General features: G+C 65.4%; 23 protein-coding genes. 12 read left to right on the plus strand and 11 right to left on the minus strand.

Annotated features, from left to right (window positions below):
* The first annotated feature begins 31 nt into the window (after nt 1–31).
* Genes KF783_RS05210 through KF783_RS05250 form a run of 9 tightly spaced genes read left to right on the plus strand, consistent with a single transcriptional unit; the run spans nt 32 to nt 10,060 of the window.
* Nucleotides 32–1,558, plus strand: a complete 1,527-nt coding sequence (locus KF783_RS05210) for an acyl-CoA carboxylase subunit beta (RefSeq protein ID WP_294077119.1) — start codon at nt 32–34, stop codon at nt 1,556–1,558.
* Between the two features lie 48 nt (nt 1,559–1,606).
* Complete coding sequence (locus KF783_RS05215; protein WP_294077121.1) at nt 1,607–2,401, plus strand: hypothetical protein; 795 nt, start codon at nt 1,607–1,609, stop codon at nt 2,399–2,401.
* Nucleotides 2,402–2,417: 16 nt separating this feature from the next.
* On the plus strand, nt 2,418–2,843 hold the full coding sequence (mce, locus tag KF783_RS05220; RefSeq protein WP_294077122.1) for a methylmalonyl-CoA epimerase: 426 nt from the start codon (nt 2,418–2,420) through the stop codon (nt 2,841–2,843).
* Nucleotides 2,836–3,618 (plus strand): enoyl-CoA hydratase-related protein, encoded by a 783-nt coding sequence (locus KF783_RS05225; protein ID WP_294077123.1) that lies wholly within the window; start codon nt 2,836–2,838, stop codon nt 3,616–3,618. Before mce ends, KF783_RS05225 begins: the two co-directional genes overlap by 8 nt.
* Nucleotides 3,618–5,756, plus strand: a complete 2,139-nt coding sequence (gene scpA, locus KF783_RS05230) for a methylmalonyl-CoA mutase (protein WP_294077125.1) — start codon at nt 3,618–3,620, stop codon at nt 5,754–5,756. The genes KF783_RS05225 and scpA overlap by 1 nt, the downstream gene beginning before the upstream one ends.
* A complete protein-coding gene (locus KF783_RS05235) occupies nt 5,753–6,214 on the plus strand; it encodes a hypothetical protein (RefSeq protein WP_294077128.1) in 462 nt (153 codons plus the stop codon). Before scpA ends, KF783_RS05235 begins: the two co-directional genes overlap by 4 nt.
* 5 nt (nt 6,215–6,219) lie before the next feature.
* Nucleotides 6,220–7,218 (plus strand): biotin synthase BioB, encoded by a 999-nt coding sequence (gene bioB, locus KF783_RS05240; RefSeq protein WP_294077129.1) that lies wholly within the window; start codon nt 6,220–6,222, stop codon nt 7,216–7,218.
* Nucleotides 7,215–8,015 carry an alpha/beta hydrolase-fold protein gene (locus tag KF783_RS05245; protein WP_294077131.1) on the plus strand — a complete coding sequence of 267 codons (801 nt, stop codon included), beginning with the start codon at nt 7,215–7,217 and terminating at the stop codon, nt 8,013–8,015. Before bioB ends, KF783_RS05245 begins: the two co-directional genes overlap by 4 nt.
* Before the next feature lie 8 nt (nt 8,016–8,023).
* Nucleotides 8,024–10,060 (plus strand): acetyl/propionyl/methylcrotonyl-CoA carboxylase subunit alpha, encoded by a 2,037-nt coding sequence (locus tag KF783_RS05250; RefSeq protein ID WP_294077133.1) that lies wholly within the window; start codon nt 8,024–8,026, stop codon nt 10,058–10,060.
* Nucleotides 10,061–10,063: 3 nt separating this feature from the next.
* Here KF783_RS05250 and KF783_RS05255 read toward each other — a convergent pair whose 3' ends face one another.
* The 8 genes from KF783_RS05255 to KF783_RS05290 all read right to left on the minus strand — a co-directional run bounded on the left by KF783_RS05255 (nt 10,064) and on the right by KF783_RS05290 (nt 17,667).
* The gene (locus KF783_RS05255) at nt 10,064–11,353 is read right to left on the minus strand and encodes an ATP-binding protein (protein ID WP_294077135.1); all 1,290 of its coding nucleotides are present in this window, start codon (nt 11,351–11,353) and stop codon (nt 10,064–10,066) included.
* 65 nt (nt 11,354–11,418) lie between these two features.
* On the minus strand, nt 11,419–11,640 hold the full coding sequence (locus tag KF783_RS05260; RefSeq protein WP_294077137.1) for a hypothetical protein: 222 nt from the start codon (nt 11,638–11,640) through the stop codon (nt 11,419–11,421).
* Between the two features lie 64 nt (nt 11,641–11,704).
* Entirely contained in the window at nt 11,705–12,961 is a 1,257-nt protein-coding gene (locus KF783_RS05265) for an N-succinylarginine dihydrolase (protein ID WP_294077140.1), read from the minus strand.
* On the minus strand, nt 12,948–13,958 hold the full coding sequence (locus KF783_RS05270) for an arginine N-succinyltransferase (RefSeq protein WP_294077141.1): 1,011 nt from the start codon (nt 13,956–13,958) through the stop codon (nt 12,948–12,950). Before KF783_RS05270 ends, KF783_RS05265 begins: the two co-directional genes overlap by 14 nt.
* Nucleotides 13,955–15,160 carry a hydrolase gene (locus KF783_RS05275; protein WP_294077143.1) on the minus strand — a complete coding sequence of 402 codons (1,206 nt, stop codon included), beginning with the start codon at nt 15,158–15,160 and terminating at the stop codon, nt 13,955–13,957. Before KF783_RS05275 ends, KF783_RS05270 begins: the two co-directional genes overlap by 4 nt.
* Nucleotides 15,161–15,239: 79 nt before the next feature.
* Nucleotides 15,240–16,157: a DUF481 domain-containing protein gene (locus tag KF783_RS05280; protein ID WP_294077145.1), complete on the minus strand. Its 918-nt coding sequence runs from the start codon at nt 16,155–16,157 to the stop codon at nt 15,240–15,242.
* Nucleotides 16,158–16,195: 38 nt separating this feature from the next.
* On the minus strand, nt 16,196–16,696 hold the full coding sequence (locus tag KF783_RS05285; protein WP_294077147.1) for an RNA pyrophosphohydrolase: 501 nt from the start codon (nt 16,694–16,696) through the stop codon (nt 16,196–16,198).
* Nucleotides 16,693–17,667, minus strand: coding sequence for an alpha/beta hydrolase (locus tag KF783_RS05290; protein ID WP_294077149.1), 975 nt, complete (start codon nt 17,665–17,667; stop codon nt 16,693–16,695). The genes KF783_RS05285 and KF783_RS05290 overlap by 4 nt, the downstream gene beginning before the upstream one ends.
* A gap of 322 nt (nt 17,668–17,989) precedes the next feature.
* Between KF783_RS05290 and KF783_RS05295 the strand changes: the two genes are divergently transcribed.
* The gene (locus KF783_RS05295) at nt 17,990–19,015 is read left to right on the plus strand and encodes an aspartate-semialdehyde dehydrogenase (RefSeq protein WP_294077151.1); all 1,026 of its coding nucleotides are present in this window, start codon (nt 17,990–17,992) and stop codon (nt 19,013–19,015) included.
* Nucleotides 19,016–19,061: 46 nt separating this feature from the next.
* Here KF783_RS05295 and KF783_RS05300 read toward each other — a convergent pair whose 3' ends face one another.
* From KF783_RS05300 to KF783_RS05310, 3 genes are read right to left on the minus strand one after another with little or no spacing between them, the layout of a single operon-like run.
* Nucleotides 19,062–20,651, minus strand: a complete 1,590-nt coding sequence (locus KF783_RS05300; protein ID WP_294077153.1) for a DHA2 family efflux MFS transporter permease subunit — start codon at nt 20,649–20,651, stop codon at nt 19,062–19,064.
* 1 nt (nt 20,652) lies between these two features.
* The gene (locus KF783_RS05305; RefSeq protein ID WP_294077155.1) at nt 20,653–21,756 is read right to left on the minus strand and encodes an HlyD family secretion protein; all 1,104 of its coding nucleotides are present in this window, start codon (nt 21,754–21,756) and stop codon (nt 20,653–20,655) included.
* Nucleotides 21,749–22,195 carry a MarR family transcriptional regulator gene (locus KF783_RS05310; protein ID WP_294077157.1) on the minus strand — a complete coding sequence of 149 codons (447 nt, stop codon included), beginning with the start codon at nt 22,193–22,195 and terminating at the stop codon, nt 21,749–21,751. The genes KF783_RS05305 and KF783_RS05310 overlap by 8 nt, the downstream gene beginning before the upstream one ends.
* Nucleotides 22,196–22,323: 128 nt before the next feature.
* Between KF783_RS05310 and KF783_RS05315 the strand changes: the two genes are divergently transcribed.
* Nucleotides 22,324–23,076, plus strand: a complete 753-nt coding sequence (locus KF783_RS05315; protein ID WP_294077159.1) for an alpha/beta fold hydrolase — start codon at nt 22,324–22,326, stop codon at nt 23,074–23,076.
* 61 nt (nt 23,077–23,137) lie between these two features.
* Complete coding sequence (locus tag KF783_RS05320; RefSeq protein ID WP_294077162.1) at nt 23,138–24,961, plus strand: M2 family metallopeptidase; 1,824 nt, start codon at nt 23,138–23,140, stop codon at nt 24,959–24,961.
* The last annotated feature ends 51 nt before the right edge of the window (nt 24,962–25,012 follow it).

Raw genomic sequence — 25,012 nt, forward strand, 5'->3', positions numbered from 1 at the left:
CCTGTGAAGGCACGCGGGACAAGGAGAAGCTATGTCTTCGACCATCGAGGAACTGGAACGGCGTCGCGCCGCGGCGCGGCTGGGCGGCGGACAGAAACGGATCGACGCGCAGCATGCCAAGGGCAAGCTGACCGCGCGCGAACGGCTCGACGTCCTGCTCGATGCCGGATCGTTCGAAGAACTGGACATGTATGTCGAGCATAACTGCGTCGATTTCGGCATGCCGGACCAGATCGTGCCGGGCGACGGCGTGGTCACCGGCTCCGGCACGATCAACGGTCGGCTCGTGTTCGTGTTCAGCCAGGATTTCACGGTCTTCGGCGGATCGCTGAGCGAACGTCATGCGCAGAAGATCTGCAAGATCATGGATATGGCGCTGAAGGTCGGCGCGCCGGTCATCGGCCTGAACGACAGCGGCGGCGCGCGGATTCAGGAGGGGGTCGCCTCGCTTGGCGGCTATGCCGAAGTGTTTCAGCGCAACGTGCTGGCATCGGGCGTGGTGCCGCAGCTCAGCCTCATCATGGGGCCGTGCGCCGGCGGCGCGGTCTATTCCCCCGCGATGACAGACTTCATCTTCATGGTGAAGGATTCGAGCTATATGTTCGTGACCGGTCCCGATGTGGTGAAGACGGTGACGAATGAGGTGGTGACCCAGGAGGAACTGGGCGGCGCGGTGACGCACACCACCAAATCGTCGGTCGCCGACCTGGCGCTGGAAAACGATATCGAGGCGTTGCTGGCGGCGCGCGACTTCATCGATTTCCTGCCGGCATCGAACCGCGAAGAGGTTCCCGAACGCCCCAGCAGCGATCCGTGGGACCGGACCGAGGACAGCCTCGACACGCTGATCCCGCCATCGGCCAACCAGCCCTATGACATGCACGAGCTGATCGCGAAGACGGTCGATGAGGGCGAGTTTTTCGAGCTTCAGCCGGCGCATGCGGGCAACATCATCATCGGCTTCGGCCGGATCGAGGGACGCACCGTCGGGATCGTCGCGAACCAGCCGATTGTGCTGGCCGGCGTGCTCGACATCAATTCGTCCAAGAAGGCGGCACGGTTCGTCCGCTTCTGCGACGCGTTCGACATTCCGATCGTGACCTTTGTCGATGTGCCGGGCTTCCTGCCGGGCGTGGGCCAGGAGCATTCGGGCATCATCAAGCATGGCGCAAAGCTGCTGTTCGCCTATGCCGAGGCGACGGTGCCGAAGATCACGGTGATCACGCGCAAGGCCTATGGCGGCGCGTACGACGTGATGGCGTCGAAGCATCTGCGCGGCGATCTGAATTACGCCTGGCCGACCGCCGAAATCGCCGTGATGGGCGCGAAGGGGGCTGTGGAGATCATCTTCCGCGGCAAGACCGCCGAGGAGATCGCCGAAAAGACCGCCGAATATGAGGCACGCTTCGCCAACCCGTTCGTGGCCGCCAGCAAGGGATTCGTGGACGAGGTCATCATGCCGCACTCGACGCGCCGACGGATTGCGCTGGGCCTGCGGAAATTGAGGAACAAGAGCCTCGAAAATCCCTGGAAGAAGCATGACAATATCCCGCTGTGAGGGCCACCTGATGGCTCCGGTGTTCATCGACAGCGACCGGAATTCGAAATGAAAGCCGATCGCCTCACTCTTTTCGGCATCGCGCTTGGCGGTGCGATCGTGCTGCTGGCCGGCTGTAAACAGACGCCCGAGAGCGGTAACGCGGCCACGCCGACCCCTTCGGCGACCGCGACCGCGACTGCGGCAGCGAAAGACGTGCGCGCCCTGTCCGAGGCGGAGCAGCTCAAGCTCGCCTTCCGCGCCGTCTATGGCAGGGATGGCGCCGCGCAGGTGCGGGGGGGCGATGCCGACATCATCAATGTGAAGCCGGGCCGCCTGTTCTGGATCGGCGACAGGGCGGTCCTGCTGAGCCCTGGTGCAAACGAGTCCGATTGCCATGCCTGTTCGGGCGCGCTGGCGATCGCCTATCTGAAGCCGCAGGGCGATGGGTTTGAGGTGACCGGCAAATGGCCCACCCTGGTGCGCGGCTCCGGCTGGGGCGCGGAACCGGAATGGAAGCTGGTCGATCGTTTCACCGACAATCCGGCAATCTATGTCGAGAGTGGCTGGTCGGGGCAGCGCTATTCGTGCGGTGGGGCGTCGATCACCGAACTGAAGCCCGACGGGCCGGTTGAATCCGATCGCGTGTGGCTGTCCTCGTCGAACGAGGGCGCGGTCGATGAAACCACCGGCAAGACGTTCGGCGGCGAGCCGCTCAGCAACCTCGACGGAAAAATCGTTGATATCGTCAAGGGAAAGTCGTTCGCGGTCCGCGCTAGCGGCACGGCGAGCTTCGTCGAGCGCTACGAATATCGCGGCGGGAAGTTCGTGCCGGTGCAAAAGGAGTCGCGCCTCTCGTGCTGAAATTGGGATGCAAGCCATGAAACTCGGCCGCCTCAACCATATCGGCGTCGCCACGCCCTCGATCGAGGACAGCATCGCCTTTTACCGCGACGTGATGGGTGCGGAGACGGTGCATATGCCGTTCGACCTGCCCGCCCAGGGGGTGAAGGTGTGTTTCGTCGATACCCCCAATACCCAGATCGAACTGATCGAGCCGCTGGGCGAGACCTCGCCGATCCACGCTTTCCTCGCCAGGAACCCGGCGGGCGGGCAGCATCATGTGTGTTACGAAGTTCCCGATATTCACGAGGCGAAGGCGTGGTTCGAGGAAAAGGGCGCCAAGGTGCTGGGCGAACCGCGCATCGGCGCGCACGGCACGCTGATCTTTTTCCTGCATCCCAAAGACATGGGTGGCGTGCTGACGGAGATCATGGAGACGCCGAAGGGAGAGGCGCATGACTGAAGAAACCGTCCTCTACGCACTGGAAAATGGCATTGCGACGATCCGGCTCAATCGCCCGGACCGGTTGAACGCGGTCACTCCCGCCATGCTCACGCTCATCCGCGATACGCTGTGGCGTGCGGCGGACGAGGGCGCGCGGGTCGTTCTGTTGACGGGGGAGGGGCGCGGCTTCTGCTCCGGCGCGGAGCTTGGTACGGAAAGCGGCAAGGGGCTGAATCCCGATCTCGGCCGGTCGATCGAGCTTGGCTACAATCCGGTCGCGGAGGCGCTGTCCAAACTGCCGATCCCGATCGTTGTCGCGGTGAACGGTCCGGCTGCGGGGGCCGGCGCCGGCATCGCGCTGGGCGGCGACATCGTGGTGATGGCGAAATCCGCCTATCTGCTCCTCGCCTTCTCCAACATCGGCCTGGTACCCGATTGCGGGGCGACGTGGCTGGTCGCGAAATCGGCGGGACGCGCCAAGGCGCTCGAAATGGCGCTGCTTGGCGAGAAGCTTGGCGCGCAGGAAGCCAAGGATGCGGGGCTGGTCGCGCGGGTCGTCGAGGACGAGGCGCTGATGGAAACGGCATTCGCCATCGCTGCACAACTGGCGGCGAAGCCGACCATGGCGCTTGGCCTCATCCGTGCGCAGGTAAAGGCCGCGCTCAACAGCACCTTGTCCGAAACGCTGAGCATTGAGGCGACCAACCAGCGTCGCGCCGGCTACAGTGAGGATTTTCGTGAGGGCGTTGCCGCGTTCCTGCAAAAGCGCAAGCCGGAGTTCAAGGGCAAGTAATGACCGACAAGCCGACCCGCGACGATTGGAAAGCCCTGGCCGACAAGGAGGTAAAGGGCCGCGACCTGACGTGGCGCACGCCTGAGGGGATCGAGGTCAAGCCGCTCTACACCGCCGATGATGCGACCATCGACCCCGGCCTGCCCGGCTTTGCGCCGTTCACGCGCGGGGTGCGCGCATCCATGTATGCCGGCCGCCCCTGGACCATCCGGCAATATGCGGGCTTTTCGACGGCCGAGGAATCGAACGCCTTTTATCGCCGTAACCTCGCGGCGGGGCAGAAGGGACTGTCGGTCGCCTTCGATCTGGCGACGCATCGCGGCTATGACAGCGACCACCCGCGCGTGACCGGCGATGTCGGCAAGGCGGGGGTGGCGATCGACAGCGTCGAGGACATGAAGATCCTCTTCGACGGCATCCCGCTCGACCGGATGTCGGTCAGCATGACGATGAACGGCGCGGTGATCCCGATCCTCGCCTTCTTCATCGTCGCCGGGCAGGAGCAGGGCGTTCCGACCGATCAGCTGGACGGGACCATCCAGAACGACATCCTGAAGGAGTTCATGGTCCGCAATACCTATATCTACCCGCCCGAGCCGAGCATGCGGATCATTTCGGACATTTTCGCATATACGTCGTCCAACATGCCGAAATTCAACAGTATTTCGATCTCTGGCTATCACATGCAGGAAGCCGGCGCGACCCAGGTGCAGGAACTGGCCTTCACCATCGCCGACGGCATGGAATATGTGAAATACGGGGTCGCCAGCGGCCTCGACATCGACAAGTTTGCGGGCCGGCTCAGCTTCTTTTTCGCGATCGGCATGAACTTCTTCATGGAGGTCGCAAAGCTGCGCGCGGCGCGCGTGCTGTGGCATCGCGTGATGACCCGCCTGGGCGCGAAGGACGAACGCAGCAAGATGCTGCGCACCCATTGCCAGACCAGCGGCGTCAGCCTGACCGAGCAGGATCCGTACAACAACGTCATCCGCACGACGATCGAGGCGATGGCGGCGATGCTGGGCGGGACGCAGTCGCTGCACACCAACGCGCTGGACGAAGCCATTGCGCTGCCGACCGATTTTTCCGCCCGGATCGCCCGCAATACCCAGATCGTGCTCCAGGAAGAGACCGGGATGACGCAGGTCGTCGATCCGCTGGGCGGCTCCTATTATGTCGAGGCGCTGACTCAGGAACTGGTCGATAAGGCGTGGGAGATCATCGAGCGGGTCGAGGGCGAGGGCGGCATGGCCAAGGCGGTCGCCGCCGGCTGGCCCAAGGCGATGATCGAGGAGGCATCCGCCGCCCGCGCCGCGCGCGTCGATCGGGGTGAGGACGTGATCGTCGGGGTGAACAAATACCGCCTGAAGGACGAGGACGCGATCGACATCCTGGATGTCGATAACCACGCGGTGCGCGAGGCACAGGTCGCGCGGATCGCCAGCGTGAAGGCGTCTCGCGACGAGGCGGCGTGCCGGGCGGCGATCGACGCGCTGCGTGAGGGCGCGCGGGGTAAGGGCAATCTGCTCGAACTGGCGGTCGAGGCGGCGCGGCATCGCGCGACGCTGGGCGAGATCAGCCTGGCGATGGAGGATGTGTTCGGCCGCCACGGCACCGTGCCGACCCCGGTCAAGGGCATCTATGGCGGCGCCTATGACGATGACGCGCGCTGGGAGCGGCTGAAGGACGGCGTCGCCGCGACCGAGCGCCGTCTGGGGCGCAGGCCGCGCATGCTGGTCGCCAAGATGGGGCAGGACGGGCATGATCGCGGCGCGAACCTGGTCTCCTCGGCGTTCGGCGATCTGGGGTTCGACGTCGTTCCCGGTCCGTTGTTCCAGACCCCGGCGGAAGCGGCCGAGCTGGCGCTGGCGGAGGATGTCGATGTGGTCGGCGCGTCCAGCCTGGCGGCGGGACACAAGACGCTGATTCCGCAATTGATCGGCCATCTGCGCGATGCGGGGCGGGCGGATATCAAGGTGATCGCGGGCGGCGTGATCCCTGCTCAGGACTATCAGATGCTGCGCGATGCCGGTGTCCAGGCGATCTTTGGCCCCGGCACCAATCTGGTCGAGGCGGCCGAGGAAGTGCTGACGCTGCTGGGCCACAATATGCCGCCGCAACGGGAAGCCGCCGAATGACCCTTGGCTGGGCTTCGATCACCCTGCTTGCCGCAGGGATCGCTTCCGGAGCGGAGGGACCGGTCGCGATCGCGTGCATCGGTGCCGCGACCGCGAAAAGCGACGGCGGCAGCGTGAGGAAGGGCGCGCTCCAGCAGCAGGTGTTCGTGTTCGACGCCTCGACCGAAACGGTCCGTCGCGCGATGATGCCGCGACAGGAGTTCGAACCGGTGTGCGGTTCCGAAAAAGGGCTGCGTTTCGTTTCGATATCGCCGGGTCTTGTGACGGTCAGTAGCGACGATGCTCCGGACGGCGATCCGCTTTGGACCTGCACGTTCAAGGCTGATCGGATGGCGGGTACGGCGCGCTATATCCTGCGCGGCGAGTGGAAAGACGGGCGCTATCACGAAATAGCGTGGGACATGCAATGCCGGAAAACCGAGGTTCCGGTGTTCGACCTTGCGAAACGGAAGTTCTAGAGACGATGAGCAATATCCGCACCGACTGGACCCGCGACGAAATCGCCACGCTGTTCGACCTGCCGTTTGCCGAATTGCTGTTTCAGGCCGCCACCGTCCATCGCGCGCATTTCGCGGCGGACGAGGTTCAGTTGTCAACGCTGCTCAGCATCAAGACCGGTGGTTGCCCTGAGGATTGCGGCTATTGCAACCAATCGACCCATGCCGAAACGGGGCTGAAGGCGACCAAGCTGATGGACGTGCGCGCGGTGTTGCAGGCGGCGGCACAGGCGAAGGACAATGGCTCGTCGCGCTTCTGCATGGGTGCTGCCTGGCGCAATCCCAAGGACCGCGACATGCCCGCCATCGTCGAGATGGTGAAGGGCGTGCGCCAGATGGGCATGGAAACCTGCATGACGCTGGGCATGCTGAGCGACAAACAGGCGGCTCAGCTGGCCGAGGCGGGGCTGGATTATTACAACCACAATATCGACACCGCCCCCGAACGCTATGGCGAGGTGATTACGACGCGCACGTTTGCTGACCGGCTGGAGACGCTGGACCATGTGCGCGAGGCGGGGATCAATGTGTGCTGCGGCGGCATCGTCGGCATGGGTGAGACGCGCAGCGACCGCGTCGGCTTCATCCACGCGCTGGCGACGCTGCCGAAGCATCCGGAGAGCGTTCCGGTGAACGCGCTGGTCCCGGTGAAGGGGACGGTGCTGGGCGACATGCTCCACGATACGCCGCTGGCGAAGATCGACGAGATCGAGTTCGTGCGGACCGTCGCGGTCGCGCGGATCACAATGCCGGAATCGATGGTGCGGCTGTCCGCCGGGCGTGAGAGCATGAGCGACGAGACGCAGGCGCTGTGCTTCATGGCGGGGGCGAACTCGATCTTCACCGGTGACAAGCTGCTGACCACCGGCAATGCCGGCGACGACAAGGACGCGGCGCTGTTCGCCCGGCTGGGCATGCGCGCGATGGCGGGCGAGGTGAAGACGGAGCTGGAGGCGGCGGAGTGATCCGCCTCCTCGCCCTCCTGCTGGCGCTGCTCCCGCTCTCCGCGCTCGCGCAGCCCGTTGGCACGCCGATCGTCATCGGCCAGTCTTACAAGCTACCGTCCGCGATCATGGGTTCGGCACGTACGATCAATGTCTGGCTGCCACCGGGTTACGAGAAGGGCGCGAAACGCTATCCCGTGCTCTATCTGCTCGATGGCGGAGTGGATCAGGATTTCCACCACATTTCCGGCATCGCGCAGCTTGGTACGATTGTAGGCACGACGCGCGACATGATCGTCGTCGGGATCGAGACGGTGGATCGACGCAACGAACTGGCTTTCCCGATCGCGACCGATGCGAAATTGAAAGCGGACTATCCGACGGCCGGTCAATCCGATCGCTTCCGCCGCTACCTCGCGCAGGAGGTGAAACCGTGGGTGGAGAAGACCTATCGCACCAGCGGTGAAAGCGCGCTGATCGGGGAATCGCTCGCCGGGCTGTTCGTCGTCGAAACGATGCTGCGCGCGCCGACCCTGTTCGATACCTGGATCGCGATCAGTCCCAGCCTGTGGTGGGATAATGAGGCGCTGGTGAAGGCGGCGCCCGCGCTGCTTTCCAAGGCGAGAGGCCGGTTGTGGCTCAGCGTCGCCAATGAACAGGGAATGGGGGTCGCGCCCTTTGCGGCGCTGCTCAAGGACAAGGTGCCGGCAACCCTTGCCTGGACCTACGCACCGTGTCCCGACGAGACCCACGCCACCATCTATCATGGCGCCGCGCTTGCCGCGATCCGCCAGCTTTACCCGCAACCAAGCCAATAGGGGCCGCAATGTTCAAGAAGATCCTGGTCGCCAATCGTGGCGAGATTGCGTGTCGGGTGTTCCGCACGGCGAAGCGGATGGGGATCGCGACGGTCGCGGTCTATTCGGACGCGGATGCGCGCGCGCCGCATGTGCTGATGGCTGACGAGGCGGTTCGGCTGGGGCCGGCGCCGGCGGCGGAGAGTTACCTCAAGGCGGACCTCATCCTGGCTGCGGCGAAGGAAACGGGGGCGGACTGCATCCATCCGGGCTATGGCTTCCTGTCGGAGCGTGAGAGCTTCGCCAAGGCCTGCGCCGAGGCGGGAATCGCCTTTGTCGGGCCGCCGCCCGGTGCGATCGCGGCGATGGGCGATAAGATCGAGTCCAAGAAGCTGGCCAAGGAAGCGGGCGTCAACGTCGTTCCCGGCTATCTGGGCGAAATCGCGGACACGGACGAGGCGGTGAAGATCGCGTCCGATATCGGCTATCCCGTGATGATGAAGGCCTCGGCCGGTGGCGGCGGCAAGGGGATGCGGCTCGCCTATGGCGAACAGGACGTGCGCGAAGGCTTTGAGGCGACCAAGCGCGAGGGGCTGGCATCCTTCGGCGACGACCGCGTGTTCATCGAGAAGTTCATCGAGAGCCCGCGCCACATCGAAATCCAGGTGCTGGGCGACCAGCACGGCAACATCGTCTATCTCGGCGAGCGCGAATGTTCGATCCAGCGCCGCCACCAGAAGGTGGTGGAGGAAGCGCCATCGCCATTCGTCAGTCCCGAGATGCGCAGGGCGATGGGCGAGCAGGCGGTCGCGCTGGCGCGGGCGGTGGGCTATTACAGCGCCGGCACGGTCGAGCTGATCGTGTCGGGGGCCGATACGACGGGCCAGGGCTTTTACTTCCTCGAAATGAACACGCGGCTTCAGGTCGAGCATCCGGTGACGGAGGCGATCACCGGCCTTGATCTGGTCGAGCAGATGATCCGCGTCGCGTCGGGCGAAAAGCTGGCGTTCACGCAGGACGATGTGACCCTGACCGGCTGGGCGATCGAAAACCGCGTCTATGCCGAAGATCCCTATCGCGGGTTCCTGCCCAGCACCGGGCGGCTGGTCCGCTATCAGCCGCCCGCGTCGCAGGACACGCCCTATGGTGACGTCATGGCGGACGCCGCCGGCTATGTTCGCGTCGATGATGGCGTGAAAGAGGGCGGCGAGGTCAGCATGTTCTACGACCCCATGATCGCCAAGCTGATCACCTGGGGGCCGACGCGGGATGCCGCCGCCGATCTTCAGGTCGCGGCGCTCGACCGGTTCGAGCTGGAGGGGCTGGGCAATAATATCGATTTCCTGTCCGCGCTCATGCAGCATCCCCGCTTTCGCGAAGGTGCGTTGACGACCGGCTTTATCGCGGAGGAATATCCCGACGGGTTCGCGGGTGCCGCCGCGACGCCGGAGCTGATCCGCAGGCTCGCCGCCATCGCCGTGGCGCTGGACATCGCGCGCGCTGCCCATGCCGCCGACCTGTCGGGCCAGATGGCCGGGCCGCCCCCGCTGTCTCCCCACCGCGCGGTACTCATCGGAGATACGCGTTTCGATACGACGATCGAGCCATATGAGGGGGGGCTGCTCGTCCGTCTCGATGCCGACGAACCGCCGGTCGATGTGATCGGCCAGTGGCGCCCGGGCGAGCGCCTTGCCGCATTTCGTGTCGATGGGGATCTGCTCACCGTCGCGGTGACGCGGACCCGGTCCGGCTGGCGGTTGCGCACGCGCGGCGCGGCGCATGAGGCGCGCGTCTATTCGCCGCGCGTCGCCGAACTGGCCGGATATATGATCGAGAAGGTGCCGCCCGACATGAGCCGGTTCCTGCTCTGTCCGATGCCGGGGCTGCTGACCCGGGTAGATGTCGAACCGGGTGACAAGGTCGAGGCAGGACAGCCGCTGGCGGTGGTCGAGGCGATGAAGATGGAGAATATCCTGCGCGCCGAAAAGGCTGGCGTGGTGAAGGCGGTCAACTATGGCGCCGGTGAGAGCCTGGCCGTGGATGCCGCCATCCTGGAGTTCGAATAGGGGTCAGACCGCCGGCGGCGCGGATGGCAGCACGACGGTGATGCGCAGCCCGCCGATCGGCGAATTCCCCGCCTCGATCCGGCCGTGATGCCCCTCGACGATCGCGCGTGCGGTCGCAAGGCTAAGGCCCGATCCGCCCGGCGTGTTCTGGGCGTCCGCGCGGTAAAAGGGTTCGAACAGCTGCTGCGCGAGCGCGACATCGACGCCCGGCGCATTGTCGTCGATGATCAGACGCCATGCGTCGCGCTGGCTTTCCAGCCCCAGCACGATCCGGCCGCCACGCGGAACATAGCGCATGCTGTTTTCGATCAGCGCGCCGAACAGCTGCTCGATCCGCTCGGCATCCCATTTCACGATGATGGTGAAGGGAGGAAGATTGCTCGTTTCGAGGCTGACCCCCGCCGCCTGCGCCATCTTGCCATGGCTCCAGATCGCGTTGTGGATCAGCGCGCGCGGATCGACATCGGCGAAGCGGAGCGGCAGCCGGCCGAGATCGGCGAGCGCGACCGCGTGCAAATCCTCCGCCATGCGGGAGAGGCGCAACTGATCGGCTTCCAGTTCCGCCTGCAATTCGGTGTCGCCCGCCAGCCGCTCGTTGACCATCGACAGCCGTTCGCCAAATCGCTGGATGGGATCGCGCAGTTCCTCCGCGATCATCACCAGCCAGGTGCGGCGTGCGGTTTCGATGCGCCCGAACCGGCTGGCGATGCGCCGCAGATTGCGCATCGTCGCGACGGTTTCACGCGGGGCGGTTTCGTCGATATAGATGTCGTCGGCGCCCTCGATCACCTCCTGGCTGGCGTGCAGCATCTGGATCTGCGGCCGCGACCAGCGGCCCGCGATCCAGTAGGCGGCGAGCAACAACAGCGCGAACATCCCGAACAGCACCGCCGCGATGCCCAGATAATGATCGCGCAGCAGCTCGCGGTCGCCATCCGTCAGCCGGGGCGGCCGCACGATCCGCACCTTCGCGACCTCGCGTCCGTTCACCGTGACCGGGCGCTCCAGCAGCATCGGGGTCGTGGTCGGCCCGGCGAGCAGCCGGCCGTCCGGCGCGACGATCGCGGTACGCCCGCCAAGGATCATCGGATCGCGCGTGTCCAGTTCGTCGATGACCTGCGCGAACGGCTTCCCCGCAGTTGCGGAGGCCGATGCAAGCGCGGCGAAGATGTCCAGATGCTCGCGATCGCGCACCGCCATCAGGCGTTGGCTGCTGGTGTGAACGTTCCACAGCAACAGACCACCGGGAAGCGCGACGACCAGCAACGCCTGCGCGGCGAGCGTGGTGAACATTCGACGAAACAATCGCAACTCAATCTCCCCCGGCCGGACCGCCCTGCGCTCCGATCAAATGTCGTTCACTCCGCGCCAAAGCCCAATGCCAGCGAATCGAGCAGTCGCCCGCCCGCCATGAACACGACGCCGGTACATGCGGCGAACAGCATCCAGCCCCCAACGCCCGGATACTGATCCAGATAGACTGCGCCCCGCTGCACCGCGCCGTTGGCCAGCGCATAGATCACGAGGAACGCCTCGAACTTGGTCTTTATCGTGAACAGGCGTTTGATGCGCACAACCATGACAGTTTCAACGCAAAAGTCGGGCCAATGGCGATTATCCGACGATTCGCGTTAAGCGTCATGGTTACCTGTCAATTAACCCGACAGTGCCTAACAGTCCATGCAGGGCGGTACGCGCCCGTTCGATCCGCGCGAGCAACTGGGGATCGGCGATTTCGTCCTGCGCGATCGTTTCGGGCCAGTGGGTTGCGATGACATCCGCGATCCGGTCGAGCCTTTGGTCATCGACCAGAAAGCGTGGATCGACCGTCGCTGGATCGGCGACGACGCGCAGGCGCAGGCACGCCGGCCCGCCGCCATTGGCCATCGACTGGCGGACATCGACCACTTCGAGATGGCGGATCGGCCCATTGCCCGCAACATGCGCTTCCAGCCAGGCCCATACCGAAGGCGTTTCGCGCGCTTCAAGGGGCAGGATCAGTGCGGTTTCGCCGGATGGCAGAGTCACCAGCTGTGCGTTGAAGAGATAAGAGGTGATCGCGTCCTGAAGGCTCACCTCTGCCGCGGGAACCTCGACGATCTCGACCTCCGGCATCATCGCGCGCAACCGCGCGTAAACTCCCTCCTTGTCGGCAAAGGCATCCTCATGCGCGAACAGCACGCGCCCGTTCGCCACCGCGACGACATCGTTGTGAAAGGCGCCGGCGGCGATCGCCGCGTCCGACTGGGCGACGAACAAGGTGCGATCGGGATCGAGTCCGTGGCGGCGCGCGATCGTCTCGCTGGCGGTTCGATGCTGCCGCGCGGGGAACGGGCCGCCACCGACGCCATAGACGAAGATCTCGACCCCGGGCGCATCATGCGCGGGCGCGAGCCGCATGTGATTGGCCGCGCCCTCGTCCCCGAACGGCGCGGGGACGGGACCGTGGACGCGGAAGGCGGGATCGGCGAACGCCAGTTGGAGCTGCGCCAGCGTCTCGGGCCACTCATGGCTGCGATGCGGCATGGTGACGAGATTGGCGACGCTCAGATGGCAACGGCCATCGGCGGTGTCGGCCGCCGGAGAGACGGTCGCCGCGTTCGCGGCCCACATCGCCGACGCCGACAGCGCCTGCGCCTGCAGGTGCGGCGCGGCATCGGCATATGCGACCGCCAGCGTGGAGAGCCAGCGATGGTCGGGCCGCGCATGGGGCAGCAGGATGCCCTGGGTCAGCCCCAGCGCCAGATTGGCGCGCATCTTCGCGATCCCTTGAAGGGCGGCGGCGCGCGGATGGGACACCGCCCCCCGGTTGCGGGTCGCGGCCAGATTGCCGGGGCTCAGGCCCGCATAATTATGGCTTGGCCCGATGATCCCGTCGAAATTGATCTCAACGTGCGGCATGGACGATCCGAGCGCCGGGTTCGATGCCCAACAGGTCCGCCGAGGCCGCGTCGAGCGTGACGCCATCGCTGTCCGTCCCGACCTTTGCGTGACAGGCCCGGAACTCGCCAAGCATGCCGCGCGCTGCGATCGCTGCGCCCCCGCCGGGGCCGATTGCGGCCACCTGATCGGTACGGCAGTCGCGGATCGTCGCAACCTGATCGGTCCGCGCGGTCATCGTTGGTCCGCCATCGAAAATGTCGATGTAATTCTCGAACGCGAACCCTTCATTTTCCAGCATCCGCATCGCCGCGCGGCCGGACGGGTGGGGGAGGCCGATCACGCTGCGCGCCGTTTCGGTGAGCATTGCGGTGTAGATCGGGTGCTTGGGCATCAGATCGGCGATGAACTGGTTGCCATGGATCGCGTTGAATTCGTCCGCCTGTTGAAAATTCATGCCGAAGAATCGCCCGGCGACCCCGTCCCAGAAGGGGGATCCCCCCGCCTCGTCGATCACGCCGCGCAGTTCCGCCAGCATCCGGTCACCGAACCGCGCGCGGTGCATGGCGATGAAGAGATAGCGGCTGCGCGCGAGCAGAATGCCCAGGCCGCCGGCCCGCTCGCCGGGATGGAGGAACAGGCCGCCCACCTCGCTGCACCCCTCCAGATCGTTGACCAGGCTCAGGATTTCAGCGCGAAACGTCCGTCCCAGCGCCTCGCTATGCTTCGTCTCGGTGCCGATCCGATAGCTGTAAAAGGGCCAGCGCTGGCCGACCTGGGTAAAGATCTGGCACGTGCCGCGCACCTCGCCCGTCGCGACATTTTCGAGTACCAGCACGAACAGCTCGTCCTTCAGCGCATCGTCGGTACGGGCAAACGCCTCGGCGCTGCGCTCCAGCTTGGCGATCAGCGACTTTTTTTCCGGGGGAAGGTTCGTGAACCCGCCCCCCGTCAGCTTCGCCATTTCATAAAGATGCTGTAGATCGTCCGCTCGTGCGGGCCGGATGACGAAGCTCATACGCCTCCCTTTTCAATGATGCGCAGGATGGTGAGCGCCGAAAGACCCGCCCGTTCGGCAAGGCTTTCGGGGATCAGGAATTCGTCCGCGCTGTGGATGGCGCCGCCACGCACGCCCATCGTATCGACGACCGGCACGCCGCAGGCGGCAATGTTGTTGCCGTCACACACCCCGCCGGTCGCCCGCCACGCGACGGGAATGTCGAGATCGGCGCCGGCCTGCCTGACCATGCCGAACAGGCGCTCGGCAGCCGGATCGATCGGCTTGGGCGGGCGGTTGAAGCCGCCATGGACGTGGACCTTCACGTCATGCGCGGACGCGACGGCGGCGACGGCATCCTCCACCGCCGAACCGGCGCGCGCGATCGCGTCGGCGGATGCGGGCCGGAAGTTGATGCGCAGGATTGCGAGGTCCGGGACGACATTGTTCGGCCCGCCACCCTCGATCCGGGCCGGGTTCACCGACAGGCCGTCGCCCTTGATCGCCGCGAGCCGCAGGGCGAGATCGGCGGCGGCGACGATCGCGTTGCGACCCTCGTCGGGATTGCGGCCGGCATGCGCGCTGCGCCCATGGACGACGATCGAGAAATTGCCGGTGCCGCCACGCGCACCGGCCAGCGTTCCGTCGGGCAGGGCCGGCTCATAGGTGAGCGCCGCGGCCTTGCCGCGCGCCGCCTCCGCAATCAGCGCGGCGGACGCGAACGACCCGGTTTCCTCGTCCGAATTGATGACGACTTCATAACCGAAACGCGCGGGGTCCGCATGCGCCTCCGCCGCATTCAGGGCGGCGAGCATGACCGCCAGGCCGCCCTTCATGTCGGCCGCGCCGGGTGCGTTCAGCCAGCCATTGTCCAGCCATGTCGCCTGCTGAAACGCATGGTCCGCCGCGAACACCGTATCCATATGCCCGGTGAACAGCATCTGCACCTGCGCTTCGGGCCGGACGCGCAGGTGAAGGTGATGGCCATGGCCCACCGCGCGCGTCTCTCCCGCGCCATCGACGGCATCGACGGGCGCCGGATCGACGAGCCGAAGGTCACCGGGCAGGGTCGAAAAGGCGGCGGCGAGCAACTCGGCCATGCGCGCCAGTCCGGTCAGGTTACGCGTCCCGCTGTTGACCGCGACCCAGCGTTCGACCTGTTCCAGCATCGGGGCCGCGCGGGCGTGTTCGACGGCGGCGGCTTCGGTGGGGGAGAGGGGCATGGCGCGGGTCTATCGGCTCACGCCGCGCGGGTGAACCCCCTCGACCGCAAAAGTATCGAATGTAACGATCGCCGATCGGTCAGAAGTCGATCAGCAGCGATGCGCGCGTCGTCGTATCGGTGTTGACGCGCGGTGCCGGCGGCGCGCTTTCATAGTTTACGGCGTAGGACATCTGCGTCGAAAGCGGGCCGAACAGGCGCACGCGCAACGCGGTCTTGGTCTGGATCGTGCTGTTGTCGCTCTGCACATAGGCAGCGGCATCCTGGCTGAAGGTGATGCCGCGCGTCAGCTTCCAGTCGAGGTCCAGCTTGCCGCGCACCGCCAGCTGGTTCTCGAGCATGCCGGACGTGTAGGCGGTGCGCCGATAGGCCGGGCCGACCTCCAGATCGAGCTTGACCTGCGGCGAGCGGATCGCCGTGTAGCCGCCACCGGCCGACAGCGAATAGCGTTCGTCAAAGCCGAGAAAGCGATCGCTCTCGAACATCGCGGCGCCATAGATATAGGCGCGGTCATCGATCTTGAAATTGGGTTCGTAGGCGGCGAGGTAGCGTTCGCGCACCACGCGGCCCAGGCTCTCCTGATAATCGGCCTGGAGCTTCAGCTTGTGCCGCCAGCGCAGGGCCTCACGCTTCACGTCAAGTACGCCGGTAAGGCCCAGCGTGTCGGAATTGCCGGTGGTCAGATAGCCGCCCAGTTCGGCGCGCCCCTTCCACAGGTCGAGGAAGCTGGCCTCGCGCAATTTGCGTTCCGCCGCCTCCCGCCGTTCGCGCTTCCATGTACCGGCGGTCTTTTCGATTACCTCGCCGCTCGGTTTGTCGGCGGCCTTGGCATATTTGACGATCGCGGCGACCGCCCCTTCGTCGCCTGCCTTCATCGCGGCGTCGAGCATCGCCTGGACGGCGGGCGGCACTTCGGCAGGGGCGGGCTTTTCCCCGACCGCCTCATCGACATTGGCAAGCAGCAGGGGGGCGAGGAGGAGGGGGATCGTCCGGCGCATGGCGATCCGCCTAATGCGGCAATGCGGCAAAATCGAGATCAATCCGACCGGGGCGCCGGCAATCCCAGCGGTTCGGCGAAGATTTCGAGCAGCCTTACGTATAGATCGCGCTTGAACGGCACGATCACTTCAGGCAGCTCGCGCGGGTCGATCCAGCGCCATGCGCGAAATTCGGGATGCGCGGTCGCGATGTCGATCGCATCGTCTCCGGCGGTCAGACGAAACAGATACCAGCGCTGCCGCTGGCCGCGCCACTGCCCCCGCCACACCTTGCCGATCAGATCGTCGGGCAGGTCGTATTGAAGTTCCTCGGGCGCGGCGGCGACGAATTCGACATGCGCACGCACGACGCCGGTTTCCTCCCACAGCTCGCGATAGGCGGCGTCGATCGCCTCCTCTCCCGGATCGATCCCACCCTGTGGCATCTGCCAGGCCTCCAGCGTGGAATCGAGCCGTTGACCGACGAACACCTGTCCGTCGGCATTGACCAGCATCACCCCCGCGCACGGGCGATAGGGAAGGGCGGCAGTGCCGCTCATGCCGCCGCCTGCACCATGACGCGATTGGCCTCTGCCTCGGTCACCACATCGCGAAACGCCGCGAGCATGCCGGCGACGTCGCCCTGGCTCGACGGGATGACCCGGCGCAGCGTGACGAAGCCATGGACATTGCCCACCGCCTCGCGGAACACCACGGGAATGCCGGCGCCGATCAACCCGGCGGCATAGGCCCGTCCCTGGTCGCGGATCGGGTCCAGGCCGGCGGTGACGATCACCGCCGGCGGCAGGCCAGCGAGACCGCCACCCCGCATCGGCGAGGCGCGGGGATGGGTCACGTCCGCGCGATAACAATCGTCGAACCACTCCATGCTCCGGGCGGTCAGGACATAGCCTTCGCTGAACTGATCGTAGGAAGGGTAGGTGGTGCCGAGGTCGCTGGCCGGATAGATCAACAGCTGGGCGATCACCGGCGTCGCCGCCGGCTTGTCGCGCAGATCGATGGCGGCCACGGCGGCAAGCTGCCCCCCCGCGCTGTCGCCCGCGACCGCGATCGACGTGACCGCAAGGCCGAGTTCGGCGGGGCTGGATGCAACCCAGCGCGCCGCCGCCTCCGCATCGTCCGACGCGGCCGGCCAGCGATGTTCGGGCGCGAGCCGATAATCGACCGAAACCACCGGCAGGTCGAGCATCCGGCTCATTTCCGCGGTGAACGCGGCATGGGTATCGATATCGCCGATAACGAATCCGCCACCGTGATAGAAAACGACCACCGGTCCCGGCTCCCGTTTCTCGCGCACGTCGAACAGGCGGGCGGGGATCGTGCCGGCGGGGCCGGGAATCGCCAGATCGCGCACGGTGGCAAGTTCCGGGAGCGGCAGGTCCACCAGGTCCTTCATCGCGAGATATTGCGCGCGATAGGCGGCGGTTTCCGGCGGCCATTCGGGCTGTGGCATGGCCGCGATCATATCGAGGAACGCGCGAACGTCGGGGCGGACGAACGGATCGGTCAAGGCAGCGTCTCCTGTTGGTGCGGCGCGCATTTAGGCGCGCGCCGGGGCGTTCGTCCACTGCATCGAAACCCGCGCTTTCGCGACAGAAAAGAAGAAATGCCGCTGTGCATTGCGCAATTGTGATGCTAAGGGCGCGCCATGTTTCGAAAACGCACCATTACCGCCGCCCGGATCGCGCCGCGCTGAACGCGTGGGCGCGGGGGCCGGGCCGTCGCGACGAAACACCTTTTTTGGCGCGCCGCCGGGCCGCCTTATCCTTCACCGAAAAACGACCAGATGGCTGCCCGGAGACGGGCGCCATGCCGCATGAAAGGGTCTAGCAATGGGTTACCGTGTCGTAGTCGCCGGCGCCACCGGCAATGTCGGTCGCGAGATGCTCGCGATCCTCGCCGAGCGTGAATTTCCGCTGGACGACCTGGCGGTCGTCGCCTCGTCGCGCTCGACCGGCGACATGGTCGATTTCGGTGAGACGGGGAAACAGTACAAGATCCAGAATATCGAGCATTTCGACCCGACGGGATGGGACATGGCGCTGTTCGCGATCGGGAGCGACGCGACGAAGGTCCATGCCCCGCGCTTCGCGGCTGCCGGTTGCACGGTGATCGACAACAGCTCGCTGTACCGCATGGATCCCGACGTGCCGCTGATCGTGCCGGAAGTGAATCCGGAGGCGATTGCCGGCTACAAGGCGAAGAACATCATCGCCAACCCCAATTGCTCCACCGCGCAGATGGTGGTCGCGCTCAAGCCGCTCCACGATGCGGCGGGGGTGAAGCGCGTCGTCGTCTCGACCTACCAGTCGGTGTCCGGCGCCGGCAAGGCGGGGATGGACGAGCTGTTCGAACAGTCCCGCAACATCTTTGTCGGCGATCAGGCGGAACCGAAGAAGTTCACCAAGCAGATCGCGTTCAACGTGATCCCGCACATCGACAGCTTCCTGGAGGATGGCTCCACCAAGGAAGAGTGGAAGATGGTGGTCGAGACCAAGAAGATCCTGGATCCGAAGGTGAAGGTGATCGCGACCTGTGTGCGCGTGCCGGTGTTCGTCGGCCATAGCGAAGCGGTTCATGTCGAACTCGAGCGCGAACTCTCGGCCGAGGACGCGCAGAAGATCTTGCGCGAGGCGCCGGGCGTCATGCTGGTCGATAAGCGCGAGGACGGCGGATATGTGACGCCCGTCGAATGCGTCGGCGACTATGCGACGTTCGTCAGCCGCGTGCGCGACGATCCGACGGTAGATAACGGCCTGGCCTTCTGGTGCGTCAGCGACAATCTGCGCAAGGGCGCGGCGCTGAACGCGGTGCAGATCGCCGAACTGCTGGGCCGCACTCAGCTCAAAAAGGGGTAGGAGTGCGGATCGGGCGACCGCGCAACACGGTCGCCCGCCTCCGTCATCAATGCCCGGCGGCGGCGGGGTCGCTGGAAAGCGGCGCGCTGGGCTTCTGCATGAACAGCACCAGCGGGATGGAACAGGCGGTGACGATCATCATCGCCTTGAAGTCGTCCAGATACGCGATCATCGCGGCCTGCCGCGTCACCTCCGCATTGGCGATGGCGAGGATGACATCACTGGCGCCGCCCAGATTGGAGAGCAGGCCGGGGTCGAGCGTCTGGAGCCGCTCCACCGTCAGGGTCGATCCGATATCGGCATGGCTCACCTGGATGCCGCGGGCGAGGATCGTCGTCACCGCCGAAATGCCGATCGACGCGCCGATGCTGCGGAACAGGTTCAGGAGGCTCGCGCCCTCGGTCCGGTGCTCCGGCGCCAACGTGGCGAACGCCATGCCGTTCAGCGGCATGAAGATGAGGCCCATTCCCAGACCCTGGATGAAGCCGGAGATGACGAAATGGTCCGCGCCCATTTCCAAGGTCCAGCGGGTCATGTCGTAAAGCGACCAGGCCGCGAGGAAAAAGCCGAACGCCACGGAAATGCGCGGATCCAGCCCACGCGCGATCAGCCGGGCGGAGAGCGCCATCGTGATCAGCACCCCGACCCCGCGTGGCATCAGCAACAGGCCGGTATCGACGACCGGATAGCCATAGAGCGTCTGGAGCATCGGCGGCAGCAGCGCCATCGTCGCCATCATCACCACGCCCACCACCAGCATGAAGGCGAGGGCGGTGACCAGGTTCCGGTTGCGCCACATCGCGCGATCGAACATCGGATTCTTGCCCAGCGCCAGATGCACGATGAACATCCAGATCGCGGCACCCGCAATGATCATTTCAACCCAGATTTCGGTCGATCCGAACCAGTCCTCCCCCTGTCCGCGGTCGAGCATCAGCTGGAGCGCGCCGATCCCGATCGCCAGAAGGGAAAAGCCAAAGACGTCGAAATCGCGTTTCCGGGTCGGCCGGCTGGGCAACAGCCACCAGAGGATGACGATGCAGACCACCCCGACGGGCAGGTTGACATAGAACACCCAGCGCCAGTTGAAATTGTCGGTCAGCCATCCGCCGAGCACCGGACCCAGGATCGGGCCGATCATGATGCCCATGCCCCAGATCGCCATCGCCCGAGGCTGGTCCCTTGGCGCGTTGATGTCGAGCATCACCGTCTGGCTGAGCGGGTTGAGGAACGCGGCCGACACGCCTTGCAGAATGCGGAACAGCACCATCTCTTCCAGGCTCTGCGCAGTGCCGCACAGCGCCGATGCGATGATGAAGCCGACGGTCGAGAACAGGAACAGGTTGCGCGATCCGATCCGGTCGGAAATCCATCCGGTGATCGGGATCGCGATCGCCGATGCGACGATATAGCTGGTCAGGACCCAGGTGATCGTGTCCGCGGTCGCGCCAAGCGCGGTCTGCATATGGGGCAGCGCGACATTGGCGATCGTCGTGTCGAGGATCTGCATCAGCGTCGCGAGCATGACGCCGACGGTCAGCAGCCCCTTGTTCCGAACCGGCAGGGACGCGCCGCCGGCATCGACGGCCGCCGGCGCCGGCCCGCGCGGCCGTGCGGATGCGGCGGAACTCGCCATCTTATTTGCCGCTGATATCGACGGTGACGTCGGCCGACAGACCGGCGATCAACTGGCGCGGACTCTGTTCATCGATCGCGATGCGCACCGGCACGCGCTGGGTCACCTTCACCCAGTTCCCGTTCGCATTCTGGGCCGGGAGCACCGACGTTTCCGAACCGGTCTGCGACCCGATCGATGCGACATGCCCCTTCAGCTTGAGGTCGGGATACGCGTCGAACCTGATTTCGGCGGGCTGACCGACGCGCATCTTGTTGAGGTCGGTCTCCTTGAAATTGGCCTCGATCCAGGCGCCGTTCGAACGCACGATGGTGACGGCGGGCAGCCCGGTCATCATCATCTGTCCCACCTGCAACCGATCGGCCTGGCTGACGATGCCGGCGACGGGGGCGCGGCGCTCGGCCCTGCTCAAGTCCAGCTGGGCCTTGGCGCGCTGCGCCCGGGCGGCGGCGATCGCGGGACTGACGCCCGGAACCGCGCTGCCGCTCGACAGCTTGGCCTTTGCCTCCTCGGCGGTCGACACGGCGCTCTGGTAGCTTGCCCGCGCCTGTTCGACCGCGTGCTGCGCCTGTTCGTAGCGCGCGCGCGTCGTGAAGCCGCGCGCCATCAGGGCCTTTTGCCGGTCGAAATCCTCCTGCGCAGAGGCGATCCGGTCCTTTGCGGCCTGGATGTCGGCGCCGGTGCCGGCATAATTTGCCTGAAGCGTGGTCACCTGAACCTGCGCATTCGCGATCGCGGCGTCGGCCTGTGCGACGGCGATGCGGTAGGGTTCGGGATCGATCCGGAACAGCAGGTCGCCGGCCTTCACCTTCTGGTTTTCCTTGACCGCCACTTCGACGATCCGGCCCGCGACGTCGCTGGCGACCGAAACCTTGTCCTGCTGAACATAGGCATTGTCGGTCGATACCGTGCCGCCCGAAAATGCCCACCAGAGGGCAATCGCGGCGATCACCACGGCCGGCACGCCGAACATCAGCACTGGACGCAGCCAGCGGCGACGCGTCTGTTCAGCCGCGGGCGCGGCCGCGGTCGTGTCGCTCGACACGTCGTTGGTGCCGATTTCGATGGCGGTCGCCGACCGGACCTTCGGATCTGCGTCAGCCATTTGCGGCCTCCCTTTGCATTTCGGGCGCGCTGAGGTTTGCGCGGATTTGTTCGAGCGAGCGCAGCAGGCGCCGCTGATCGTCTGGCGAAATCCCGATGAGCATTTCATCGAGCATCGAATCGCCCAGGTCGCGCAGTTGCGCGAGCAGCGGCTGCGCCGCATCGGTGAGGTGGATGCGCCATGCGCGGCGATCGGCCGGATCCCGGCGACGCTCGACCAGCCCGGCCTCCTCCAGCCGGTCGATCATTCGTGCCAGGGTGATCGGTTCGACCTCCAGCAGGTCGGCGAGCGTCCCCTGATTGCTGCCTTCGTGCCGGGTAAGGATTTTCAGTGTGCGCCATTGCGCGCGGGTAACGCCGATCCGGCGCGCGCGCAGGTCGAATTCGCGCCGCAGCAGGCGCGAAACATCGCCGATCAGAAAGCCGAGAGTGTCACTCATGGCGCGCGATATAATGAGCGTGCTTATATATTGCTATACACATCAGTTGCAAAGCGCGACTTTTTGGTTGCGTTTCATGCAATCGTACGGGGGTTTTCTGCACATCCCAAACGCGGCATGACCGGCCGATGGATATGCATAGCTTCTCCAGCTTCGACGGAACGACCCTCGCCTGGCGGGAAATGGGGCAGGGCCGGCCAGTGGTGCTGATTCACGGTTATTTTTCCGACGCCGGAACGAACTGGATCAAATATGGGTCCGCCGCGCGTCTGGTGGACGCCGGGTTCCGGGTCATCATGCCCGATCTGCGCGCGCACGGGGACAGTGCGAAGCCGCATGACGCGGCGGCCTATCCGCCGGATGCGCTTGCGCGAGACGCTGAAGCGTTGATCGCGCATCTTGGCCTGACCGACTATGATCTGGGCGGCTATTCGCTCGGCGCGCGAACCACGGTCCGGGTGTTGGCCCGGGGGATCGCGCCGCGCCCGCGCCGGGCGATCCTGTCGGGGCTGGGTGACGAGGGCGTGACCGATACCGCGCGTCGGGCGGGTCATTTTCGCCGCGTACTGACCGGATTCGGCAGTTTTCGCCACGGCGATCCCGAATTCATGGCACAGGCGTTTCTGAAGACCACCGGGGGCGATCCGCAGGCGCTGCTCGGCATTCTCGACACCTTTGTCGATACGACGCCGGCGGAACTGGCGCGGCTGGACCTGCCGATTCTCGTCATCGGCGGGGCGGATGACGACGAGGTCGGGTCGTTCGCGGGGCTGGCCGCGATGCTGCCGGAGGCGCATGATGTCGAGATTCCCGGCAACCATATGAGCGCGGTCACCCGGCGTGAGCTGGGCGCGGCGATGGTTTCATTCCTGACCGCTTGACCCGCCCCCGCCCCGGGCGCAGGCTGCGGACCATCCATAAATCACGACAAAAGAGGGATTGATGATCCGCACCGGAGTTTCGACCGTCGCGCTGGCGCTGCTGCTCGCCGGCCCCGCCGCCACCGCCCAGGAGGCGAAGAAGGACGCGCCCACCGCCGCGCAGGCCGACGCCTTCGTCAAACAGGCGACCAAGGAATATGATGCCTTTTCGGTCGATGACGCGCGCATCCAGTGGGTCTACGCCACCTACATCACCGACGACACCGCCGCGCTGGTCGCCAAGAGCGGGGCGGCGGGAACCGACCTGGCGGTCCGTTTCGCCCTGGAGGCGGCGAAATATGAAAAGGTGAAGGGTCTGTCCTACGACACCCGTCGCCAGCTCGACATCCTGCGCAGCGGGATCACCTCTCCGGCCCCCACGCGTGAGGGCGCCTCCGCGGCGCTCGCGAAACTGCAAACCGACATGCAGACCACCTATGGCACCGGCAAGGGAACGCTGAACGGCAAGCCGATCAGCGGCAGCGACATCGAGGCCGCGATGGGGACCAGCCGGAACCCGGCGGAGCTTAAGGAGATGTGGACCAGCTGGCACGACAATGTCGGGGCGCCGCAGCGTGGCGACTACCAGCGCTCGATCGGCCTGATGAACGAGGGCGCGCGCGAACTGGGGTTCAAGGATGCGGGCGCGATGTGGCGGTCGAACTACGACATGTCGCCCGAGGCGTTCGCGAAGCTGACCGACAAATTGTGGAACGAGGTGAAGCCCCTCTACGAATCGCTGCACACCTATGTCCGCTGGAAGCTGAACGAGAAATATGGCGACGCCGTCCAGCCCAAGACCGGCCCGATCCGCGCGGACCTGCTCGGCAATATGTGGGCGCAGGAATGGGGCAACATCTATGACGTGGTGGCGCCGGCGGGATCGGGCGATCTCGGTTACGATATCGGCGACCTGCTGAAGGCGAAGGATTACGACGCGATCAAGATGGTGAAGGCGGGCGAGGGCTTTTATTCCTCGCTGGGCTTCAAGGAGCTGCCGGAGACGTTCTGGAAGCGCTCGCTGTTCACAAAGCCGGCCGATCGCGAGGTGCAGTGCCACGCCTCGGCATGGGATCTCGACAATGTCGATGACCTGCGCATCAAGATGTGCATCAAGGTGAATTCGGACGACTTCGTGACGATCCATCACGAATTGGGCCATAATTACTATCAGCGCGCCTATAACCAGCAGCCGCTGCTCTATCGCACCGGCGCCAATGACGGCTTCCACGAAGCGATCGGCGATTTCGTCGCGCTGTCGATCACGCCCGATTATCTCGTATCGATCGGCCTGCTCGACCCCAGCAAGGTGCCGAGCGCGGACAAGGATATCGGCCTGCTGCTGCGGCAGGCGATGGACAAGGTCGCGTTCCTGCCGTTCGGACTCCTCATCGACAAATGGCGCTGGGGCGTCTTTTCGGGCGGGATCCCGTCGGGCGGCTATCAGGGCGCATGGGACGCGCTGCGCCTGCAATATCAGGGTATCGTGCCGCCGGTGACGCGCGACGAGACGCGATTCGATCCGGGCGCCAAATACCATATCCCGGCCAACGTCCCTTACACCCGTTACTTCCTGGCGCGGCTGCTCCAGTTCCAATTCTACAAGGCGGCGTGCGAACAGGCGGGGTGGAAGGGGCCGCTGCACCGCTGTTCGTTCTACGGCAACAAGGAGGTCGGCGAGCGGTTGAACGCGATGCTGGAGATGGGCGCTTCCAAGCCGTGGCCCGATGCGCTGGAGAAATTCACCGGCAGCCGGGAAATGAGCGGCGCGGCGCTGGTCGAATATTTCGCCCCGCTCAAGGCGTGGCTGGACGAACAGAACAAGGGCAAGCCCAGCGGCTGGTAACGCCGCGCGCCAATGCCGATACGAAACGGCCGCCGCGATCCCCTCGCGGCG

It is taken from the genome of Sphingomonas sp. (assembly GCF_019635455.1).
In the GTDB taxonomy this organism is placed as follows: Bacteria; Pseudomonadota; Alphaproteobacteria; order Sphingomonadales; family Sphingomonadaceae; genus Sphingomonas.

What these genes read in the sequence shown, in the direction of transcription:
- KF783_RS05210 (WP_294077119.1), top strand. Translation starts at nt 32, where the DNA reads ATGTCTTCGACCATCGAGGAACTGGAACGGCGTCGCGCCGCGGCGCGG.
- KF783_RS05215 (WP_294077121.1), top strand. Translation starts at nt 1,607, where the DNA reads ATGAAAGCCGATCGCCTCACTCTTTTCGGCATCGCGCTTGGCGGTGCG.
- mce (WP_294077122.1), top strand. Translation starts at nt 2,418, where the DNA reads ATGAAACTCGGCCGCCTCAACCATATCGGCGTCGCCACGCCCTCGATC.
- KF783_RS05225 (WP_294077123.1), top strand. Translation starts at nt 2,836, where the DNA reads ATGACTGAAGAAACCGTCCTCTACGCACTGGAAAATGGCATTGCGACG.
- scpA (WP_294077125.1), top strand. Translation starts at nt 3,618, where the DNA reads ATGACCGACAAGCCGACCCGCGACGATTGGAAAGCCCTGGCCGACAAG.
- KF783_RS05235 (WP_294077128.1), top strand. Translation starts at nt 5,753, where the DNA reads ATGACCCTTGGCTGGGCTTCGATCACCCTGCTTGCCGCAGGGATCGCT.
- bioB (WP_294077129.1), top strand. Translation starts at nt 6,220, where the DNA reads ATGAGCAATATCCGCACCGACTGGACCCGCGACGAAATCGCCACGCTG.
- KF783_RS05250 (WP_294077133.1), top strand. Translation starts at nt 8,024, where the DNA reads ATGTTCAAGAAGATCCTGGTCGCCAATCGTGGCGAGATTGCGTGTCGG.
- KF783_RS05255 (WP_294077135.1), bottom strand. Translation starts at nt 11,353, where the DNA reads ATGTTCACCACGCTCGCCGCGCAGGCGTTGCTGGTCGTCGCGCTTCCC.
- KF783_RS05260 (WP_294077137.1), bottom strand. Translation starts at nt 11,640, where the DNA reads ATGGTTGTGCGCATCAAACGCCTGTTCACGATAAAGACCAAGTTCGAG.
- KF783_RS05265 (WP_294077140.1), bottom strand. Translation starts at nt 12,961, where the DNA reads ATGCCGCACGTTGAGATCAATTTCGACGGGATCATCGGGCCAAGCCAT.
- KF783_RS05270 (WP_294077141.1), bottom strand. Translation starts at nt 13,958, where the DNA reads ATGAGCTTCGTCATCCGGCCCGCACGAGCGGACGATCTACAGCATCTT.
- KF783_RS05275 (WP_294077143.1), bottom strand. Translation starts at nt 15,160, where the DNA reads ATGCCCCTCTCCCCCACCGAAGCCGCCGCCGTCGAACACGCCCGCGCG.
- KF783_RS05280 (WP_294077145.1), bottom strand. Translation starts at nt 16,157, where the DNA reads ATGCGCCGGACGATCCCCCTCCTCCTCGCCCCCCTGCTGCTTGCCAAT.
- KF783_RS05285 (WP_294077147.1), bottom strand. Translation starts at nt 16,696, where the DNA reads ATGAGCGGCACTGCCGCCCTTCCCTATCGCCCGTGCGCGGGGGTGATG.
- KF783_RS05295 (WP_294077151.1), top strand. Translation starts at nt 17,990, where the DNA reads ATGGGTTACCGTGTCGTAGTCGCCGGCGCCACCGGCAATGTCGGTCGC.
- KF783_RS05300 (WP_294077153.1), bottom strand. Translation starts at nt 20,651, where the DNA reads ATGGCGAGTTCCGCCGCATCCGCACGGCCGCGCGGGCCGGCGCCGGCG.
- KF783_RS05305 (WP_294077155.1), bottom strand. Translation starts at nt 21,756, where the DNA reads ATGGCTGACGCAGATCCGAAGGTCCGGTCGGCGACCGCCATCGAAATC.
- KF783_RS05310 (WP_294077157.1), bottom strand. Translation starts at nt 22,195, where the DNA reads ATGAGTGACACTCTCGGCTTTCTGATCGGCGATGTTTCGCGCCTGCTG.
- KF783_RS05315 (WP_294077159.1), top strand. Translation starts at nt 22,324, where the DNA reads ATGGATATGCATAGCTTCTCCAGCTTCGACGGAACGACCCTCGCCTGG.
- KF783_RS05320 (WP_294077162.1), top strand. Translation starts at nt 23,138, where the DNA reads ATGATCCGCACCGGAGTTTCGACCGTCGCGCTGGCGCTGCTGCTCGCC.